The 19,441-nt window shown below is 64.4% G+C and carries 14 protein-coding genes and 3 rRNA genes; 13 read left to right on the top strand and 4 right to left on the bottom strand.

The genetic code is table 11. From position 1 onward, the window contains the following. Positions 1–2: 2 nt before the first annotated feature. On the bottom strand, positions 3–1,769 hold the full coding sequence (locus NL241_RS19860) for an ABC-F family ATP-binding cassette domain-containing protein (protein ID WP_487695206.1): 1,767 nt from the start codon (positions 1,767–1,769) through the stop codon (positions 3–5). A 144-nt stretch (positions 1,770–1,913) separates the two neighbouring features. On the opposite strand from NL241_RS19860, the gene NL241_RS19855 reads away from it, so the two are divergent. From NL241_RS19855 to NL241_RS19845, 3 genes are all read left to right on the top strand, one after another. Next, the gene (locus NL241_RS19855; protein ID WP_494394806.1) at positions 1,914–4,883 is read left to right on the top strand and encodes an acyl-CoA synthetase; all 2,970 of its coding nucleotides are present in this window, start codon (positions 1,914–1,916) and stop codon (positions 4,881–4,883) included. Between the two features lie 121 nt (positions 4,884–5,004). Continuing rightward, positions 5,005–5,472, top strand: a complete 468-nt coding sequence (locus NL241_RS19850; RefSeq protein WP_487695203.1) for a hypothetical protein — start codon at positions 5,005–5,007, stop codon at positions 5,470–5,472. Beyond that, complete coding sequence (locus NL241_RS19845; protein ID WP_487695201.1) at positions 5,473–5,664, top strand: Trm112 family protein; 192 nt, start codon at positions 5,473–5,475, stop codon at positions 5,662–5,664. Here NL241_RS19845 and NL241_RS19840 read toward each other — a convergent pair. From NL241_RS19840 to NL241_RS19830, 3 genes are read right to left on the bottom strand one after another with little or no spacing between them, the layout of a single operon-like run. Beyond that, positions 5,658–6,275 (bottom strand): TetR/AcrR family transcriptional regulator, encoded by a 618-nt coding sequence (locus NL241_RS19840; RefSeq protein ID WP_487695382.1) that lies wholly within the window; start codon positions 6,273–6,275, stop codon positions 5,658–5,660. The two genes, NL241_RS19845 and NL241_RS19840, sit on opposite strands and share 7 nt — an antisense overlap. A 1-nt stretch (position 6,276) precedes the next feature. Further along, complete coding sequence (locus NL241_RS19835; protein WP_494398346.1) at positions 6,277–7,014, bottom strand: ABC transporter permease; 738 nt, start codon at positions 7,012–7,014, stop codon at positions 6,277–6,279. A gap of 20 nt (positions 7,015–7,034) precedes the next feature. Continuing rightward, positions 7,035–7,790, bottom strand: coding sequence for an ABC transporter ATP-binding protein (locus NL241_RS19830; protein ID WP_494394805.1), 756 nt, complete (start codon positions 7,788–7,790; stop codon positions 7,035–7,037). Positions 7,791–7,847: 57 nt separating this feature from the next. Here NL241_RS19830 and NL241_RS19825 point away from each other — a divergent pair, with 57 nt between their 5' ends. The 10 genes from NL241_RS19825 (at position 7,848) to NL241_RS19780 (ending at position 19,440) form a co-directional block, all read left to right on the top strand. Then, positions 7,848–8,459: a DNA-3-methyladenine glycosylase gene (locus NL241_RS19825; RefSeq protein ID WP_494394804.1), complete on the top strand. Its 612-nt coding sequence runs from the start codon at positions 7,848–7,850 to the stop codon at positions 8,457–8,459. 29 nt (positions 8,460–8,488) lie between these two features. Beyond that, on the top strand, positions 8,489–9,763 hold the full coding sequence (tyrS, locus tag NL241_RS19820) for a tyrosine--tRNA ligase (protein WP_494394803.1): 1,275 nt from the start codon (positions 8,489–8,491) through the stop codon (positions 9,761–9,763). A 410-nt stretch (positions 9,764–10,173) separates the two neighbouring features. Further along, positions 10,174–11,693: ribosomal RNA gene (locus NL241_RS19815) — 16S ribosomal RNA — on the top strand. 434 nt (positions 11,694–12,127) lie between these two features. Continuing rightward, positions 12,128–15,238: ribosomal RNA gene (locus NL241_RS19810) — 23S ribosomal RNA — on the top strand. A 164-nt stretch (positions 15,239–15,402) separates the two neighbouring features. Further along, positions 15,403–15,515 (top strand): 5S ribosomal RNA (gene rrf, locus NL241_RS19805). Together the 16S, 23S and 5S rRNA genes form the textbook arrangement of a ribosomal RNA operon. 157 nt (positions 15,516–15,672) lie before the next feature. Next, positions 15,673–16,497, top strand: coding sequence for a tetratricopeptide repeat protein (locus tag NL241_RS19800; RefSeq protein ID WP_494394802.1), 825 nt, complete (start codon positions 15,673–15,675; stop codon positions 16,495–16,497). Between the two features lies 1 nt (position 16,498). Beyond that, positions 16,499–17,524 carry an HAD-IIA family hydrolase gene (locus NL241_RS19795; RefSeq protein WP_487694994.1) on the top strand — a complete coding sequence of 342 codons (1,026 nt, stop codon included), beginning with the start codon at positions 16,499–16,501 and terminating at the stop codon, positions 17,522–17,524. Positions 17,525–17,532: 8 nt separating this feature from the next. Continuing rightward, positions 17,533–17,706 (top strand): hypothetical protein, encoded by a 174-nt coding sequence (locus NL241_RS19790; protein ID WP_487694995.1) that lies wholly within the window; start codon positions 17,533–17,535, stop codon positions 17,704–17,706. A 7-nt stretch (positions 17,707–17,713) separates the two neighbouring features. Further along, positions 17,714–18,520, top strand: coding sequence for a TlyA family RNA methyltransferase (locus tag NL241_RS19785; RefSeq protein ID WP_494394801.1), 807 nt, complete (start codon positions 17,714–17,716; stop codon positions 18,518–18,520). Further along, positions 18,517–19,440, top strand: coding sequence for an NAD kinase (locus NL241_RS19780; RefSeq protein WP_487694999.1), 924 nt, complete (start codon positions 18,517–18,519; stop codon positions 19,438–19,440). Before NL241_RS19785 ends, NL241_RS19780 begins: the two co-directional genes overlap by 4 nt. Position 19,441: the final 1 nt, after the last annotated feature.

Raw genomic sequence — 19,441 nt, 5'->3', positions numbered from 1 at the left:
GGTCACTCGGACGCTTCGGACAACTCCAGCCAACGCTCCTCGAGTTCGTCGTTCTCCGATTCGAGTGCCCGCAGTCGGGCGGTCAGCCCGGCCAGACCCGTGTAGTCACTCTGGTCGTGAGCGGCCATGGTGGTGTGCACGCCGGCGATCTGTTCGGACAGTTTGGCCAGCTTGCGTTCGATGGCGCCGAGTTCCTTGCGCGCGTTGTACTGGGCGGCGCCGGTGCTCGATGCCGAACTCGGCGCCGGGGCCGCGGCGGGCGTCTCCACCCGCTGCGCCAACTGCAGATACTGGTCCACCCCGCCGGGCAGGTGCCGCAGGGTGCCGCCGATGACGGCGTACTGCTGATCGGTGACTCGCTCCAACAGGTAACGGTCATGCGAGACGACGATCAGGGTGCCTGGCCACGAGTCCAGCAGATCCTCGGTGGCGGTGAGCATCTCGGTGTCGACATCATTGGTCGGCTCGTCGAGCACCAGCACATTGGGTTCGCTGAGCAGAGTCAGCATCAACTGCAACCGGCGCCGCTGCCCGCCGGACAGTTCGGACACCCGCGTCGACAGCTGGTCGCGGGCGAATCCCAGCCGCTCGAGCAGCTGGGTGGGCGTGAGCTCGCGGCCGTCGACCTCATATCCTTCGCGCAGCCGGCCGATCACCTCACGGACCAGGTCGCCTTCGACCTCGGCCAGGATCCCGGCCTGCTGATCCAGCATCGCCAGCTGCACCGTCTTGCCGCGCTTGACCCGGCCGGCGCTCGGTGTCACCGTTCCGGCGATCAATCCGAGCAGGGTCGACTTCCCTGCGCCGTTGGCGCCCAGGATCCCGGTGCGCTCGCCCGGCCCGATACGCCACTCGATGTCGTGCAGGATCTGTCGTTCCCCGAATTCCACCGAGACGTCGAGCAGATCGATGACATCTTTGCCCAGCCGCGCGGTGGCCAGCTTGGCCAGCTCGAGGTTGTTGCGGATCGGCGGCACATCGGAAATCAGCGCGTTCGCGGCGTCGATCCGGAACTTCGGTTTGGACGTGCGGGCCGGCGCACCGCGGCGCAGCCAGGCCAGTTCCTTGCGCATCAGGTTCTGGCGCTTGGCCTCCGAGGCCGCGGCCATGCGGTCCCGCTCGACGCGCTGCAGGACGTAGGCCGCGTACCCGCCTTCGAACGGCTCGACGATCCCGTCGTGCACTTCCCAGGTGGTGGTCGCGACCTCGTCGAGGAACCACCGGTCGTGGGTGACCAGCAGCAGGCCGCCGCTGTTGCGGGCCCACCGCGTCTTCAGGTGTTCGGCGAGCCAGGTGATGCCCTCGACGTCGAGATGGTTGGTGGGCTCGTCCAGCGCGACCACGTCCCAGTCACCCATCAGCAGGGCCGCCAACTGGACCCGGCGCCGCTGGCCACCGGACAGGGTGCCCACGCGCGCATCCCAGTCGAGGTCGGTGACCAGGCCGCCCACCACGTCGCGGACGCGGGCGTCGCCGGCCCACTCGTGTTCGGGCATGTCACCGACGAGGCTGAACCCCACCGTGGCGTGCTCGTCGAGGATGTCCGACTGGTCCAGGGCGCCGACCCGGAGACCGCCGACTCGGGTCACCCGGCCGGCGTCGGGGGTGATCTGACCGGTGAGCATGCCCATCAAGCTGGACTTGCCGTCGCCGTTGCGTCCGACGATGCCGATCCGGTCACCGTCGCTGACGCCGACGGTCACCGAATTGAAGACCACTCGGGTCGGGTACTCGAGGCGCAACGATTCGGCGCCGAGCAGGTGTGCCACTGGGCCGACCCTATCGTGCTCTCCGGTCTGGTCGCCCACGTGACCAAACATGACGGACACGATGAGGCGGTGTGGAATGATGTGCTGGCTGTCGGGGCGACATGATCAGGGCGTTCAGCAGGGGAGCACTCAGATGGATTCGACATGGGACTGACTCGTTCCGCAGTCACCAGGCCGGTGGAGCGGTTGGTGGCCACGGCGCAGAACGGGCTGGAGGTCCTGCGACTGGGCGGCCTGGAGACGGGTTCGGTGCCCTCGCCGTACCAGATCGTCGAGAGCGTCCCCATGTACAAACTCCGGCGGTACTTCCCACCGGACAGTAGGCCCGGTAAGGCCAAAGTGGGCCCGCCGGTGCTCATGGTGCACCCGATGATGATGTCGGCCAACATGTTCGACGTCACCCGCGAAGACGGCGCGGTCGGCATCCTGCATTTCGCCGGTCTGGATCCCTGGGTCATCGATTTCGGTGAACCCGACAAGGTCGAAGGCGGCATGCTGCGCACGCTGGCCGATCACATCGTCGCGCTCGACAACGCCATCGACACCATCAAGAAGACCACCGGCCACGACGTCCACCTCGCCGGCTATTCGCAGGGCGGGATGTTCTGCTATCAAGTCGCGGCACTGCGGCATTCGAAAGACCTGGCCAGCATCGTCACCTTCGGCTCACCGGTCGACACCCTCGCCGCGCTTCCGCTGGGCATCCCACCGAATCTCGGTGTGCTGGCCGCAGATTTCATGGCCGACCATGTCTTCAGCCGTCTCGACATCTCGGGCTGGATGGCCCGCACGGGTTTCCAGATGCTCGACCCGTTGAAGACGGCCAAGGCCCGCGTGGACTTCCTGCGCCAGCTCCACGATCGTGAGGCGCTGTTGCCGCGCGAGCAGCAGCGTCGCTTCCTGGATTCCGAAGGCTGGATCGCATGGTCGGGCCCAGCGGTGCAGGAACTGTTGAAACAGTTCATCTCCCACAACCGGATGATGACCGGTGGTTTCGCCATCAACGGTCAACTGGTGACGCTGACCGATATCACCTGTCCGGTGCTGGCTTTCGTCGGTGAGGTCGACGACATCGGCCAGCCGGCCTCGGTGCGCGGTATCAAACGTGCCGCCCCGACCGCCGATGTCTACGAAACCACCTTGCGTGCAGGACATTTCGGATTGGTCGTGGGATCGAAGGCGGCCGAGATCACCTGGCCGACGGTGGCCGACTGGGTGCTGTGGCTCACCGGTCTGGGCCCCAAACCCGCCAATGTCGAGCCGATGCCGGACCAGCCGAGCGAACACAGCGACAGCGGTGTGCCGCTGGCCTCCCGGGTGGTCCACGGGGTGGGGGAGGCCTCGGAGGTGGCGCTGTCGCTGGCCCGCGGGGCCGCAGGCGCGGTGGTGGCCGCCAACAGATCGGTGCGCACCCTGGCGGTGGAGACGGTGCGCACCCTGCCGCGGCTCACTCGCCTGGGCCAGATCAACGACCACACCCGGATCTCGCTGGGCCGCATCCTGTCCGAGCAGGCCCGGGGTGCGCCGGAGGGTGAGTTCCTGCTGTTCGACGGCCGCGTGCACACCTATGAAGCCGTGGACCGCCGGATCAACAACGTCGTCCGCGGTCTGATCAAGGTCGGCGTCCGGCAAGGCGATCACGTCGGCGTCCTGATGGAGACCCGGCCCAGTGCCCTGGTCGCCATTGCTGCGCTGTCCCGGCTCGGGGCCGTCGCGGTGTTGATGCCGCCGGACGGCGACCTGGCCGCCGCCGCCCGGGTGGGGGGTGTCGCCGAGATCCTGACCGATCCGCCCAATCTCGAGGCGGCCTTACAACTGTCGTTGCAGGTGTTGGTGCTCGGCGGCGGTGACCTGCGTGCTCTGAACCTGCCCGAGGGCGCCGACGTCACCGACATGGAACAGATCGACCCCGATGCCGTCGAGCTACCCGGTTGGTACCGACCCAACCCGGGGCTGGCACGCGACCGTGCGTTTGTCGCGTTCAGCACGGTCGGCGGCGAACTGGTGGCCAAGCAGATCTCCAACTACCGGTGGGCGTTGTCGGCGTTCGGCACCGCCTCGACCGCGGCGCTGGATCGCACCGACACCGTCTACTGCCTGACACCGTTGCACCACCAATCCGGGCTGCTGGTGGCACTCGGCGGCGCCGTCGTCGGCGGCGCCCGCATCGCGTTGTCCCGCGGGCTCAAGCCCGACACCTTTGTTCAAGAGGTGCGCCGTTACGGGGTCACGGTCGTGTCCTACACCTGGGCGATGTTGCGGGACGTCATCGACGATCCCGGCTTCGCGCTGCACGGCAACCACCCGGTCCGCTTGTTCATCGGCTCCGGCATGCCGACCGGTCTGTGGCAGCGGGTCACGGATGCATTCGCGCCGGCTCAGGTGGTCGAGTTCTTCGCGACGACGGACGGGCAGGCGGTACTGGCCAATGTCTCCGGCGCCAAGATCGGAAGCAAGGGCCGGCCGCTGCCGGGCAGCGGGCAGGTGGAACTGGCCGCCTACGACGCCGAATCCGACCTGATCCTGGAGGACGAGCGCGGTTTCGTCCAGATCGCCGACACCGACCAGGTAGGGGTCATGCTGGCCCGCCCGCGCGGACCGATCGACCCGACGGCCTCGGTGAAGCGCGGTGTCTTCGCACCCGCCGACACCTGGATCTCCACCGAATACCTGTTCCGCCGTGACAGCGACGGTGACTACTGGCTGGTGGACAGTCGCCCGGGGGCCCTGCACACCCAGCGAGGTGTGGTGTACGCCGAGCCCATCACCAATGCCATCAGCATGATTCCCGCCGTCGACCTGGCCGTCACCTACGGTGTGCAGACCGCCCACGGGCAGCTGGCCATCACGGCCCTCACCCTGCGCCCGGGAGCTACCGTCACCGCGGCTGATCTGTCCGAGGCGGTGTCCTCGTTGGTGGTGGGCCTGCCGCCGGACATCGTGCAGGTGGTGCCCGAGCTCCCGCTGGCGGCGACGTATCGGCCCACGATCAGCGCTCTGCGCGCCGCCGGGGTGCCCAAACCGAGCCGCACCACCTGGTTCCTCGATCCCGGCACCGGCCAGTACAAGCGACTGACCACAGCCGTACGGGCCCAGCTCGCGGGGGCGAAGTAACAGAGATGGTGCTGCCGACCGATAGCGCTGTTAGGCTCCCCGAGACAGCTCGAGGCGTGGTTCTATCGCGGGGCGCCTCTGACTCAATGCTCACAAGCATCGCGCCGCTGGAGGATTCGCAATGACATCACAGTCCGACCCGACGACCTCCCGCTGGCGGCGTGCGATGGTGACCGGCCTGGCCAGTGCCGGTCTTGCCGCGTCGATGCTGGTCGGTTTCTCGGCAACCGCCAATGCCGACATCCTCGACGAACTCGAGGCGCAGTACGGCACCGGCAGTGGCGGCGGTCAGGTGGCCAATCTGCTCAACGACGCGCTGATGATGCGCGCCCAGGGTGTCCGCCCCAAGCCGGCCGATCTGCAGGTGGTGCAGGCCGCCGCCGCCAACCGCGGGCCCAACCAGGCTCCGTTGGTCGGCGCGCTGCAGCAGGTCGTCGCCAACCAGCAGAAGGTGCTGGCGCAGATGGGCGCACCGTCAGGCCCCGGCGGCATCGGCTTCTCCATCAACCAGGGTCCCTGGCAGCCGAACATGAACGGCAACCCCATGATTCGGGACGACAACCCGATCTTCCCGATGCCCGGCCGGTAAGTGATCGACGAAAAGCTGCTGAGCATCATCGTCTGCCCCGCTGACCGGGGCCCGTTGATGTACACCGAAGATCTGCTGTACAACCCGCGCTTGCGACGTGCGTACCGGATCGACGACGGAATTCCGGTGTTGCTCGTGGACGAGGCACGCGACGTCGACGAGGCCGAGCACGCTCGCCTGACCGGTCAGTGATCCGCCACTGGCAATTCGCCGGTGAAGTAGCGCTGCAGATTCGGCGCGATGGTGTCGACGATCTGCTCGACGGGTAACGAGGCCATCGGGTCCAATTCGAGGATGTGGCGTGCCATCACCACACCGAGGATCTGAGTGGCCGCGAATTCGGCGCGCAGGATCCCGGTGCCCGGCGGATCGTCCAACCGGACGCTCAACTCTGCGACGACAACATCGCGCAGGAACGACCGGAAAATGGTGATCTCGTCGCCGCTGAGCGCCGAGCGCAGGGTGGCCACCATGCCTGCGCCGACCTCGGAGTCCCACAGCGGCAGGATCAGGGAGGGCAGGATGCGGCCCAACTCCTCGACCGGCGCGGTGCGTAGTGGCGTCAGGATCTCGGCAGGGTCGAACGCGACGTTGATGGCCGCGGTGAACAGCTTCTCCTTGGTGCCGAAGTAGTGATGTACCAGGGCCGCGTCGACGCCGGCCCCGGAGGCGATGGCGCGAATCGAGGTGTTGCCGATCCCGTTGCGCGCGAACAGTTCCCGTGCGCTGGCGAGGATCTTCTCGCGGGTGTCGGAGGCGCCGGCCGGCCGCCCCGGACGCCGTCGGCTTTCGGTGGTCACCAGCTCAGGGTGTCCGTCGCCGCAATGTCGCCGCTGCCAACCCCAATGCTGTGACCGCGAATACCACGACCACCACGATGTCACGGATGGCCACGCCGGTCAGCTCGGGGTGGGCGCCGACTTCGCGGAGCGCCTCGAGCGCATAACTGGCGGGCAGGGCGTTGCTGATCCACTGCAGCCATTCGGGCATCAGCGCCCGCGGCACGATGATCCCGCACAACAACAGCTGCGGAACCACCACCACCGGCATGAACTGAACCGCCTGGAACTCCGTACGGGCGAACGCGCTGCACAACAATCCCAGACCCACCCCGAGAACCGCATTGATGATCGCGATGACGAACACCCAGGCAGGGCTGGATGCAGTGTCGAACCCCAGTACCCAGAACGCGACCACGCAGGCGATGCTCGCCTGGGCCGCAGCGGCGAGTGAGAAGGCGGTGCCATAAGCGGCAAGCAGGTCGAACCTGCGCAAAGGCGTGGTCAGAATCCGTTCGAGCGTGCCGGACACGCGTTCACGCTGCATGGAGATCGACGTGATGAGGAACATCACCACCAGTGGCAGCAGTCCCAGCAGGATCAGGCAGGCCTGGTTGAACGACGCTGAGGTGGGCGCGTTCTGGAACATGAAGTACATCAGCACGATCACGAAACTGGGCACCACCAGGATCATCGCCACGCTGCGGTGGTCGGCGGCCAACTGCCGCAGAATCCGGGCGGTTGTCGCCAGATACGGTCGCAGCGGCACCGGGCGGGACGTCGTCAGGCTGCGGTGCTTTGTTCGATGATGGACAGGAATGCGTCCTCCAGCGAGTTGCATCGGGTGTCCTCTCGGAGTCGGGCCGGGGTGGTGTGGGCGAGCAGCCGTCCGTCGCGCATCAGCAACAGCTCGGCGCAACGGTCGGCTTCGTCCATGACGTGACTGGAGATCAACAAGGTGGTGCCGCGCCGCGCGAGTTCGTTGAACCGATCCCAGAGGTCCACCCGGAGCACCGGGTCGAGGCCCACGGTCGGTTCGTCGAGTACCAGCAGTTCGGGTGCGCCGACGAGTGCACAGGCCAGGGACACTCGGCTGAGTTGCCCGCCGGACAGGTCGGCGCAGAGGGTGTCGCGCTGGGCGTCGAGTCCGACCGCGGTAACGGCCTCCCGCGCACTGGCGGCCGGGGCTCCGTACAGGGCGGCGAAGTAACGCGCGTTGTCGATGACCCTCAGATCGCCGTAGACCGTCGGGTTCTGGGTGACGTAACCAACCCGATGGCGCAAGGCGGGGGAGCCGGCCGGGTGGCCCAGCACGTCGACGGACCCGGATCCGCCGGTGAGTTTCTGAGTGCCGACGATGCAGCGCATCAACGTTGTCTTGCCGCACCCGGACGGGCCCAGCAGCCCGGTGACGGTGCCGTGGGCAATGGTCAGGTCGAGATCGTGCAACACCGTGGCTTTACCCCGGATGACCCGGAGATTTCGCACGACGACGGCATAGTCACTGCTCACAAATTCACCGACCGATGAACTCATCATACGATGAATATGCGCCCGGATCTCGCGGCCGTCAAGGGTCTGGGCAGAATCGGGCCTATGACGGCTTCCGCTTTGGACACCGATCCCGTGACTGCGGCCCGTCGACTCCTGGGCGCCACCTTGTGGTCGCGCGGTGTCGAGGCCAAGGTGGTGGAGGTCGAGGCCTATGGCGGGCCGCCCGACGGTCCTTGGCCGGATGAGGCGGCGCACTCCTACCGAGGTCCCGGAATGCGCAACGCGGTGATGTTCGGCCGAGCCGGTCTGCTCTACACCTATCGCAGCCATGGCATCCACGTCTGCGCCAACGTCGTGTGTGGCCCGGCCGATGCCGCCGCGGCAGTGTTACTCCGTGCCGCGGTGGTGATCGATGGTGTCGAGATAGCGCGCGAGCGCCGTGGTGTGGCCGTCGCCGACCGTGCTCTCGCGCGTGGGCCGGGCAACTTGTGTTCGGCGATGGGAATCCTGATGTCGGACAACGGAACCGACCTGTTTGCCGCAAATTCCCCGGTCAGCCTCGAACTCGGCGACGCGCACGACTCCACCGCGGGGCCCCGCGTCGGCGTGAGCAAGGCGGCTGACCGGCCGTGGCGGTTCTGGCTCGCGGATCACCCCGAGGTCTCGGCCTTTCGGCGCAGTCCCCGGGCCCCGGCGCCGGGGCTGTCTGACTGACCCCGACGCGGGTGCGGGAAGATTCATGCATGGGCACGACGATCCTCGACGAGCTGACCTGGCGTGGGCTGATTGCGCAGTCCACCGATCTCGATACATTGGCCGAACAGCTGGCGTCAGGCCCTGTCACCGTCTATTCCGGTTTCGATCCCACCGCGCCGAGCCTGCACGCGGGACATCTGGTGCCCTTGCTCACGTTGCGGCGTATCCAGCAGGCGGGTCACCGGCCGATCGTGCTGGCCGGGGGAGCGACGGGCATGATCGGCGATCCCCGAGACGCCGGCGAGCGCACGCTTCACACCGCGGACGTGGTTGCCGACTGGGCCACTCGCATCCGCGGCCAACTGGAACGTTTTGTGGAGTTCGATGACACACCGACCGGTGCGATCGTGGAGAACAATCTGAACTGGACAGGCGAGCTGTCGACCATCGAGTTCCTGCGTGATGTGGGCAAGTACTTCTCGGTGAATGTGATGCTGGACCGCGATACCGTGCGGCGCCGACTCGAGGGCGACGGCATCTCGTACACCGAGTTCAGCTACATGTTGTTGCAGGCCAACGACTATGTGGAGTTACACAGCCGGTATGGCTGCGCATTGCAGATCGGTGGCTCCGACCAGTGGGGCAACATCATCGCCGGGGTCCGGCTGGTCCGCCAGAAGCTCGGCGCCGGCGTGCACGCGCTGACCACGCCGCTGGTGACCGATTCCACCGGAGCCAAATTCGGGAAGTCGACGGGCGGTGGCAGCTTGTGGCTCGATCCCGAGATGACCAGCCCGTATGCCTGGTACCAGTACTTCGTCAACACCGCCGACGCGGATGTGATCCCGTACCTGCGGTGGTTCACATTCCTGACCGCGGACGAGATCGCCGAGCTGGAAGAGGCGACGACCGCGCGTCCGCACGAGCGTTCGGCGCAGCGCCGGCTGGCTCGAGAGCTGACCACACTGGTGCACGGCGAAGCCGCGACCACGGCGGTGGAACACGCGAGCCAAGCGCTGTTCGGTCGCGGCGAGCTGACCGTTCTCGACGAGGTGACGCTGACGGCGGCACTGGAAGAGACCTCCGTGGCCGACCTCGTCCCCGGCGGACCCGATGCGATCACCGACCTCCTGGTGGCCACCGGACTGTCTGCCAGCAGAGGCGCGGCCAAGCGCACGATCGCCGAGGGTGGGGTGTCGGTGAACAACGTCCGGATCACGAATGAGGAATGGATCCCCCAGGAAACCGACTTTCTTTTCGGCCGCTGGCTCGTCGTTCGGCGCGGGAAGCGGAACGTGGCCGGGGTGCGCCGGGTTTCGTGAACGGCCGGTGCTGGGGTTTCGCCCTCAAACAGGCCGTCTACCAGGCGATTTGACTCTGAGTTTCCAGAGCCGTAACTTATTCCAGGTCAGAGCGACCCGGCCAGGCCGGAAAGCGCGAAGACCTCCGGGAATCGCCCTGGTAACAAGGCGCTTCCGAACAGCCCGCTCGAGAATGGCGGCCAATTAGGCCGAGTATTTGTTGCGCGGTCTGACGGAGACAACTGCAGGTCTGTTGTTTGAGAACTCAATAGTGTGTTTGGTGGTTTTTGTTTGTTTTTGCCACATCCTGTGGGGGACTCCCCGTCTTCCTGTGTGGGGTGTGGTTTTTGGATGCCAGTTTTGGTGTCTTTTGTTTGTGATCGGATTTTTCTGATTCGAATTCTGCCTTGGCCTGTGGGTTGAGGGGTTTTTGTTTGGAGAGTTTGATCCTGGCTCAGGACGAACGCTGGCGGCGTGCTTAACACATGCAAGTCGAACGGAAAGGCCCTTCGGGGTGCTCGAGTGGCGAACGGGTGAGTAACACGTGGGTGATCTGCCCTGCACTTTGGGATAAGCCTGGGAAACTGGGTCTAATACCGAATAGGATCACGCGCCTCATGGTGTGTGGTGGAAAGCTTTTGCGGTGTGGGATGGGCCCGCGGCCTATCAGCTTGTTGGTGGGGTAATGGCCTACCAAGGCGACGACGGGTAGCCGGCCTGAGAGGGTGACCGGCCACACTGGGACTGAGATACGGCCCAGACTCCTACGGGAGGCAGCAGTGGGGAATATTGCACAATGGGCGCAAGCCTGATGCAGCGACGCCGCGTGAGGGATGACGGCCTTCGGGTTGTAAACCTCTTTCAGCAGGGACGAAGCGCAAGTGACGGTACCTGCAGAAGAAGGACCGGCCAACTACGTGCCAGCAGCCGCGGTAATACGTAGGGTCCGAGCGTTGTCCGGAATTACTGGGCGTAAAGAGCTCGTAGGTGGTTTGTCGCGTTGTTCGTGAAAACTCACAGCTTAACTGTGGGCGTGCGGGCGATACGGGCAGACTGGAGTACTGCAGGGGAGACTGGAATTCCTGGTGTAGCGGTGGAATGCGCAGATATCAGGAGGAACACCGGTGGCGAAGGCGGGTCTCTGGGCAGTAACTGACGCTGAGGAGCGAAAGCGTGGGGAGCGAACAGGATTAGATACCCTGGTAGTCCACGCCGTAAACGGTGGGTACTAGGTGTGGGTTTCCTTCCTTGGGATCCGTGCCGTAGCTAACGCATTAAGTACCCCGCCTGGGGAGTACGGCCGCAAGGCTAAAACTCAAAGGAATTGACGGGGGCCCGCACAAGCGGCGGAGCATGTGGATTAATTCGATGCAACGCGAAGAACCTTACCTGGGTTTGACATGCACAGGACGCCAGTAGAGATATTGGTTCCCTTGTGGCCTGTGTGCAGGTGGTGCATGGCTGTCGTCAGCTCGTGTCGTGAGATGTTGGGTTAAGTCCCGCAACGAGCGCAACCCTTGTCTCATGTTGCCAGCACGTTATGGTGGGGACTCGTGAGAGACTGCCGGGGTCAACTCGGAGGAAGGTGGGGATGACGTCAAGTCATCATGCCCCTTATGTCCAGGGCTTCACACATGCTACAATGGCCGGTACAAAGGGCTGCGATGCCGTGAGGTGGAGCGAATCCTTTCAAAGCCGGTCTCAGTTCGGATCGGGGTCTGCAACTCGACCCCGTGAAGTCGGAGTCGCTAGTAATCGCAGATCAGCAACGCTGCGGTGAATACGTTCCCGGGCCTTGTACACACCGCCCGTCACGTCATGAAAGTCGGTAACACCCGAAGCCGGTGGCCTAACCCCTTGTGGGAGGGAGCCGTCGAAGGTGGGATCGGCGATTGGGACGAAGTCGTAACAAGGTAGCCGTACCGGAAGGTGCGGCTGGATCACCTCCTTTCTAAGGAGCACCACAATGTCTGGGTCGGCCCGCATCGTGCGGATCGCCGAGGTTTCAGACGGATTCTGTGGATGGCCGGTGCCTGTAGTGGGTGTCGGTCTGGTGCATAAATGTTTGAGGAACAAACTCAAAAACCTTGCGTGTCAATTGGTTTCGGCTGGTTGGGGTGTGGGGGTTGCCAAGCACACTGTTGGGCTTTGAGGCAGCAGCCTTGCGGCGTCCTTCCCTGGTGAGGGGGTGTGCCGGCCCGTATCGCGGCACCGTTGGTGTTGTGGTGGTGGGTGTTGTTGTCGCTCCATCTTGGTGGTGGGGTGTGGTGTTTGATTTGTGGATAGTGGTTGCGAGCATCTTGCACGCAGAATGTCTGCCTCCGGGTTGATCCTGGTGGTGGTTTTTGTGTGTGTTGATGTGCAATTTTTGCTCATTTTTGGTTTTTGTAAGTGTTTAAGGGCGCATGGTGGATGCCTTGGCACTGGGAGCCGATGAAGGACGTGGGAGGCTGCGATATGCCTCGGGGAGCTGTCAACCGAGCGTTGATCCGAGGATGTCCGAATGGGGAAACCCGGCACGAGTGATGTCGTGTCACCCAACGCTGAATATATAGGCGTTGGGGGGAACGCGGGGAAGTGAAACATCTCAGTACCCGTAGGAAGAGAAAACAATTGTGATTCCGTGAGTAGTGGCGAGCGAAAGCGGAGGATGGCTAAACCGTATGCATGTGATACCCGGCGGGGGTTGTGTGTGCGGTGTTGTGGGGCGTTTCTTCACTCATCCGCCGATGGGTGCAGGAGTGAGAAATCATGGTGTTAGTTGAAGTGGCCTGGGATGGCCTGCCGTAGACGGTGAGAGCCCGGTAGACGAAAACATTGTGACTCCTGTGGAACTGTCCCCGAGTAGCAGCGGGCCCGTGGAATCTGCTGTGAATCTGCCGGGACCACCCGGTAAGCCTGAATACTTCTCAGTGACCGATAGCGGATTAGTACCGTGAGGGAATGGTGAAAAGTACCCCGGGAGGGGAGTGAAATAGTACCTGAAACCGTGCGCTTACAATCCGTCAGAGCCCTCCTTCGTGGTGGGGTGATGGCGTGCCTTTTGAAGAATGAGCCTGCGAGTCAGGGACATGTCGCGAGGTTAACCCGGGTGGGGTAGCCGTAGCGAAAGCGAGTCTGAATAGGGCGTATCCCCGTTGGGGGTGTAGTGGCGTGTTCTGGACCCGAAGCGGAGTGATCTACCCATGGCCAGGGTGAAGCGCGGGTAAGACCGTGTGGAGGCCCGAACCCACTTAGGTTGAAGACTGAGGGGATGAGTTGTGGGTAGGGGTGAAAGGCCAATCAAACTCCGTGATAGCTGGTTCTCCCCGAAATGCATTTAGGTGCAGCGTTGCGTGTTTCTTGCTGGAGGTAGAGCTACTGGATGGCCGATGGGCCTCACAAGGTTACTGACGTCAGCCAAACTCCGAATGCCGGTAAGTGAAAGCGTGGCAGTGAGACGGCGGGGGATAAGCTCCGTGCGTCGAGAGGGAAACAGCCCAGATCGCCGACTAAGGCCCCTAAGCGTGTGCTAAGTGGAAAAGGATGTGCAGTCGCGAAGACAACCAGGAGGTTGGCTTAGAAGCAGCCACCCTTGAAAGAGTGCGTAATAGCTCACTGGTCAAGTGATTGTGCGCCGATAATGTAGCGGGGCTCAAGCACACCGCCGAAGTCGCGGCATCAACGCAAGTTGATGGGTAGGGGAGCGTCCTGCATCCGGTGAAGCAGCCGCGTAAGCGAGTTGTGGAGGGTGTGGGAGTGAGAATGCAGGCATGAGTAGCGATAAGGCAAGTGAGAACCTTGCCCGCCGAAAGACCAAGGGTTCCTGGGCCAGGCCAGTCCGCCCAGGGTGAGTCGGGACCTAAGGCGAGGCCGACAGGCGTAGTCGATGGACAACGGGTTGATATTCCCGTACCCGTGTGAGCGCGTCCCTGATGAATCAGCGGTACTAACCGCCCAAATCCAGGATCACTGAGCCCTTCGGGGTGACGGTTTCTGGGGCTGCGCGGGACCTTCGTTGGTAGTAGTCAAGCGATGGGGTGACGCAGGAAGGTAGCCGTACCAGTCAGTGGTAATACTGGGGCAAGCCGGTAGGACGAGCGATAGGTAAATCCGTCGTTCACATAGTCCGAGAGGTGATGCATAACCGGATGAGGTGAATTCGGTGATCCTATGCTGCCGAGAAAAGCCTCTAGCGAGCTCTCACACGGCCCGTACCCCAAACCAACACAGGTGGTCAGGTAGAGAATACCAAGGCGTACGAGTGAACTATGGTTAAGGAACTCGGCAAAATACCCCCGTAACTTCGGGAGAAGGGGGACCCACCTACCGTCATGGCCTTCGCGGCCGGCAGCGGGAGTGGGTCGCAGAAACCAGTGAGAAGCGACTGTTTACTAAAAACACAGGTCCGTGCGAAGTCGCAAGACGATGTATACGGACTGACGCCTGCCCGGTGCTGGAAGGTTAAGAGGACCCGTTAACCCTTCGGGGTGAAGCGGAGAATTTAAGCCCCAGTAAACGGCGGTGGTAACTATAACCATCCTAAGGTAGCGAAATTCCTTGTCGGGTAAGTTCCGACCTGCACGAATGGCGTAACGACTTCTCAACTGTCTCAACCATAGACTCGGCGAAATTGCACTACGAGTAAAGATGCTCGTTACGCGCGGCAGGACGAAAAGACCCCGGGACCTTCACTACAACTTGGTATTGGCGTTCGATACGGTTTGTGTAGGATAGGTGGGAGACTGTGAAGCTCACACGCCAGTGTGGGTGGAGTCATTGTTGAAATACCACTCTGATCGTATTGGACTTCTAACTTCGAACCGTATATCCGGTTCAGGGACAGTGCCTGGTGGGTAGTTTAACTGGGGCGGTTGCCTCCCAAAATGTAACGGAGGCGCCCAAAGGTTCCCTCAACCTGGACGGCAATCAGGTGTTGAGTGCAAGTGCACAAGGGAGCTTGACTGTGAGACTGACACGTCGAGCAGGGACGAAAGTCGGGACTAGTGATCCGGCACCCCCGAGTGGAAGGGGTGTCGCTCAACGGATAAAAGGTACCCCGGGGATAACAGGCTGATCTTCCCCAAGAGTCCATATCGACGGGATGGTTTGGCACCTCGATGTCGGCTCGTCGCATCCTGGGGCTGGAGCAGGTCCCAAGGGTTGGGCTGTTCGCCCATTAAAGCGGCACGCGAGCTGGGTTTAGAACGTCGTGAGACAGTTCGGTCTCTATCCGCCGCGCGCGTCAGAAACTTGAGGAAATCTGTCCCTAGTACGAGAGGACCGGGACGGACGAACCTCTGGTATACCAGTTGTTCCACCAGGAGCACGGCTGGATAGCCACGTTCGGACAGGATAACCGCTGAAAGCATCTAAGCGGGAAACCTCTTCCAAGACCAGGTTTCTCACCCTCTAGGAGGGATAAGGCCCCCCGCAGACCACGGGATCGATAGGCCAGACCTGTAAACACAGCAATGTGTGAGGGAACTGGCACTAACCGGCCGAAAACTTACAACAACCTTTTGCTTCGCAACCACATCCGCAATGACCAACATTGCATCCCACCACCAAAAACACCTTTCTTGGTGCACACGAAACCCCCCACGGGATTCTGGGCCGGCCGCCACCACACCGTGGCGCCACCCGACCACCCCGGGGGGAATCACACAAGAAAATAGAGTTACGGCGGTCATAGCGACAGGGAAACGCCCGGTCCCATCCCGAACCCGGAAGCTAAGCCTGCCAGCGCCGATGATACTACCCCTACGGGTGGAAAAGTAGGACACCGCCGAACACACATTCAGAAATACCCCCCACACCCGTGGGGGGTATTTCTATTTCCATTACAAGCCATTTTCTTTTGTGCGAAAGAATGGCTTTGTCGCGGCGAATTGTGGCGTAAACGCCGGTACCCGTATCCTGACGTGAGGTTTCGAGTCTGAAAGGCACCAGTGGTCGACAACAGAGGCGGCGGAGATCGCCGGTCAGGGCGCCCCGACCGCGAGGGCGCTCCCCGGTGGAAAGAGCGGTCCAAGCCGCCGGCACGCTCGGGTCCCGACCGTGCCCGCCGTACTCAACCGCAGGGTGCACCGGCTGACCGGACCGATGATCGTCTGCAAGGCCCACGGATCCCCGCCACTGTCGATGCCAAGCAGCTGGCTCCCGAGGTGCGCCGCGAACTCAGCACACTGGACAAGACCACCGCGGACACCATCGCCCGTCATCTGGTGGCAGCGGGAGAGTTGCTGGACGACGACCCGGAAGCCGCGTTGGAGCACGCCCGGGCAGCGCGCCAGCGCTCCGGCCGTATCGCGGCGGTACGCGAGGCGGTGGCCATCGCGGCGTATCGATGCGGTGACTGGGCGCAGGCGCTCGCCGAACTGCGAGCGGCCCGCCGAATGGGTGCGAAATCAGAGCTGCTGCCGCTGATCGCCGATTGCGAGCGTGGTGTCGGCCGGCCCGAACGCGCCATCGAATTGGCGCGCAGCCCCGAGGCGCAGGCGCTCACCGGCGACGACGCTGACGAATTGCGCATCGTGGTGGCAGGTGCCCGTGCCGATCTGGGGCAGCTCGAGCAGGCGCTGGCGGTGCTGGCGTCCCCGCCCCTGGATCCCACCAGAACCGGGCAGACCGCCGCACGGCTGTTCTACGCCTACGCCGAGGCGCTCCTTGCGCTGGATCGCGCTGACGAGGCCCTGCAATGGTTTTTCCACGCGGCCAGCGCCGACGTCGACGGCGTCACCGATGCTGAAGATCGCATCAGCGAGCTCGCCTGACGTGACGACCTTCGCCGAACGTTACGACTGCTTGCTGCTCGACCTCGACGGGACCGTGTTCCGCGGCGCGGAACCCACCGAGGGCGCCGTCGATGCTCTCGCCCGGGCGCAGGCCCGCACCTTCTTCGTCACGAACAATGCCTCGCGCAGCGCTGGCGAGGTGGCCACACACTTGACCGAGCTCGGCTTCACCGCCGAGGCTGCGGACGTCGTCACCAGCGCCCAAGGTGCGGCGCGGTTGCTGGTCCAGCAGTTGCCGCAGGGTGCGCCGGTGCTCGTGGTCGGGACCGAGGCGCTGGCGCTGGAAGTCAGCGGCGTCGGGTTGCGACCGGTACGGCTGTTCACCGACGAGCCGGTGGCCGTGGTGCAGGGACACAACCCCGACACCGGCTGGGCCGACCTGGCGGAAGCGGCGCTGGCGATCCGCTCCGGCGCGCTGTGGGTGGCTGCCAACGTCGACCTGACCCTGCCCACCGAGCGCGGACTGCTGCCCGGCAACGGCTCGATGGTGGCCGCACTACGCGCCGCCACCGACAGCGAACCACAGGTCGCCGGAAAGCCCGCGCCCACACTCATGGAAGATGCGTTGTCGCGCGGAGATTTTCGTGCGGCTCTCGTCGTCGGCGACCGGCTCGACACCGACATCGCCGGCGCCAACGCCGCACAGCTGCCCAGCCTGATGGTGCTCTCCGGTGTCAACACCGCCCGCGACGCCGTGCACGCCCCGCCCGCGCTGCGCCCCACCTTCATCTCCCACGATCTTCGTGCGCTGCACGACGACGTGTCCTCCTACGCCGTCGAGGCGCAGCCCGCCTGGGACGTGCGGGTCGACGGGTCGGCGGTCACCGTCCGGGCCACCGACGCCGATCCGGGCGCCGACGGGTTGTCGGTGGTGCGGGCGACGGCCCGGGCGGTGTGGGATGCCGGCCTGACGGACGGACAGTTCGTGGTGCGCGCCGACGACGACGCCGCGGCCGAGGCTCTGCGGCGCTGGTCGCTGCTGACGCCCGTCGATCAGCTAGCGTGAATGCCGTTATGAGTGCCGACGCAGACCAGATCCGTGCGCAGCTCGATGCGCTGCTCGCCGAGGTGCCCGATGTGCGACAAGACGGCGCCGGTCGAGACCTCGACCTCGAGGACATCGCTCGTCGCCTCGAAGAAGCACACGACGTCCTGGTGCACGCCCTGGAATCGGTGGAGAAGGGCTGAGAAGACCGTGACACGGCGTACACGCGTTGACGCCGAGCTGGTTCGGCGCGGGCTGGCCCGGTCACGTCAACAGGCAGCGGAGCTGATCAGCGCCGGACGTGTCTTGGTCGACGGCATGCCCGCCACCAAACCGGCGACGGCGATCGCGGTGACGGCCACTGTCCACGTGGAAGCAGGCGAGCGTAGTTGGGTCTCCCGTGGCGCGCACAAACTGATCGGTGCGCTCGACGCGTTCGGTATCGATGTCGGCGGGCGTCGCTGCCTCGATGCCGGGGCGTCGACGGGCGGTTTCACCGAAGTGCTGCTGGACCGCGGTGCCCGCGAAGTGGTGGCCGTCGACGTGGGTTACGGGCAGCTGGCGTGGTCGCTGCGGTCGGATGAGCGGGTGCGGGTGTTCGAGCGCACCAATGTCCGTGAACTCACCCCCGACGTGATCGGCGGTCGGGTGGACGCCGTCGTCGCCGATCTGTCGTTCATCTCGTTGGCGACGGTGTTGCCTGCGCTGACCGGCTGCTGCGCCGCCGACGCCGATATCGTTCCGATGGTGAAGCCGCAGTTCGAAGTCGGTAAAGGCCAGGTGGGCGCGGGCGGCGTGGTGTCGGATCCGCGGCTGCGGCAGGCCGCTGTGCGCGCGGTGTCGCAGCGCGCCGCCGAACTTCACTGGCATACCGTTGGGGTGGTGGCCAGCCCGTTGCCGGGACCGTCTGGCAACGTGGAGTACTTCCTGTGGCTGCGTGCTGACACCGATCGGGCACTGCACGGTGACGATCTCGACGCAGCCATCCGCACAGCCGTCGACGAGGGGCCGCAATGACGTGCGACCGAACGATCCTGCTGGTGGTGCACACCGGCCGACCGGAAGCGACCGAGGTTGCTCGCAAAGTCGAGAAAACGTTGGCGGACAACGGCATCGGCTTGAAGATGCTCTCGGCGGAGGCCGTCGACCGGGGGCCGCTGCATCTGGCACCCGACGACATGCGGGCTCTGGGCGTGGAGATCGAGGTGGTGGACGCCGACGAGAAGGCCGCCCAGGGCTGCGAGCTGGTCCTCGTGCTCGGCGGTGACGGGACGTTCCTGCGCGCTGCCGAACTGGCCCGTAATGTCGGGATTCCGGTGCTGGGGGTCAACCTCGGGCGTATCGGTTTCCTGGCCGAAGCCGAAGCCGACCATCTCGACGCCGTGCTCGAGCACGTGATCCACCGCAACTACCGGGTCGAGACCCGGATGACGCTCGACGTCCTGGTCCGGGTCGACGGGGAGATCGTCGATCGCGGCTGGGCGCTCAACGAAGCCAGCCTCGAGAAGGGGCCGCGGTTGGGTGTGCTGGGCGTGGTGGTGGAGATCGACGGCCGCCCGGTGTCGGCGTTCGGGTGCGACGGCGTGCTGATCGCGACGCCCACCGGTTCCACCGCGTATGCGTTCTCCTCCGGCGGCCCGGTGGTGTGGCCCGATCTGGAGGCGATCCTGGTGGTGCCCAACAATGCGCACGCGCTGTTCGCCCGCCCCATGGTCACCAGTCCCGCGGCGACGATCGCCGTGGAGATCGAAGCCAACGGCTACGACGCCATGGTGTTCTGCGACGGCCGCCGACAGATGGTGGTGCCTGCGGGCGGGCGACTGGAAGCGACCCGGTGCGGGACGCCGGTGAAGTGGGTGCGGCTGGACAGTGCGCCCTTCACCGACCGGCTGGTGCGCAAGTTCCGGCTGCCGGTCACGGGCTGGCGCGGGCAGTAAC

It is taken from the genome of Mycolicibacterium sp. SMGY-1XX (assembly GCF_059132455.1).
Note: the sequence above shows the minus strand (reverse complement) of the source record. Positions and strands in the feature narration are given on the sequence as shown.

What these genes read in the sequence shown, in the direction of transcription:
- NL241_RS19790 (WP_487694995.1), top strand. Translation starts at nt 17,533, where the DNA reads ATGAGTGCCGACGCAGACCAGATCCGTGCGCAGCTCGATGCGCTGCTC.
- NL241_RS19855 (WP_494394806.1), top strand. Translation starts at nt 1,914, where the DNA reads ATGGGACTGACTCGTTCCGCAGTCACCAGGCCGGTGGAGCGGTTGGTG.
- NL241_RS19825 (WP_494394804.1), top strand. Translation starts at nt 7,848, where the DNA reads ATGACGGCTTCCGCTTTGGACACCGATCCCGTGACTGCGGCCCGTCGA.
- NL241_RS19780 (WP_487694999.1), top strand. Translation starts at nt 18,517, where the DNA reads ATGACGTGCGACCGAACGATCCTGCTGGTGGTGCACACCGGCCGACCG.
- NL241_RS19850 (WP_487695203.1), top strand. Translation starts at nt 5,005, where the DNA reads ATGACATCACAGTCCGACCCGACGACCTCCCGCTGGCGGCGTGCGATG.
- tyrS (WP_494394803.1), top strand. Translation starts at nt 8,489, where the DNA reads ATGGGCACGACGATCCTCGACGAGCTGACCTGGCGTGGGCTGATTGCG.
- NL241_RS19830 (WP_494394805.1), bottom strand. Translation starts at nt 7,790, where the DNA reads ATGATGAGTTCATCGGTCGGTGAATTTGTGAGCAGTGACTATGCCGTC.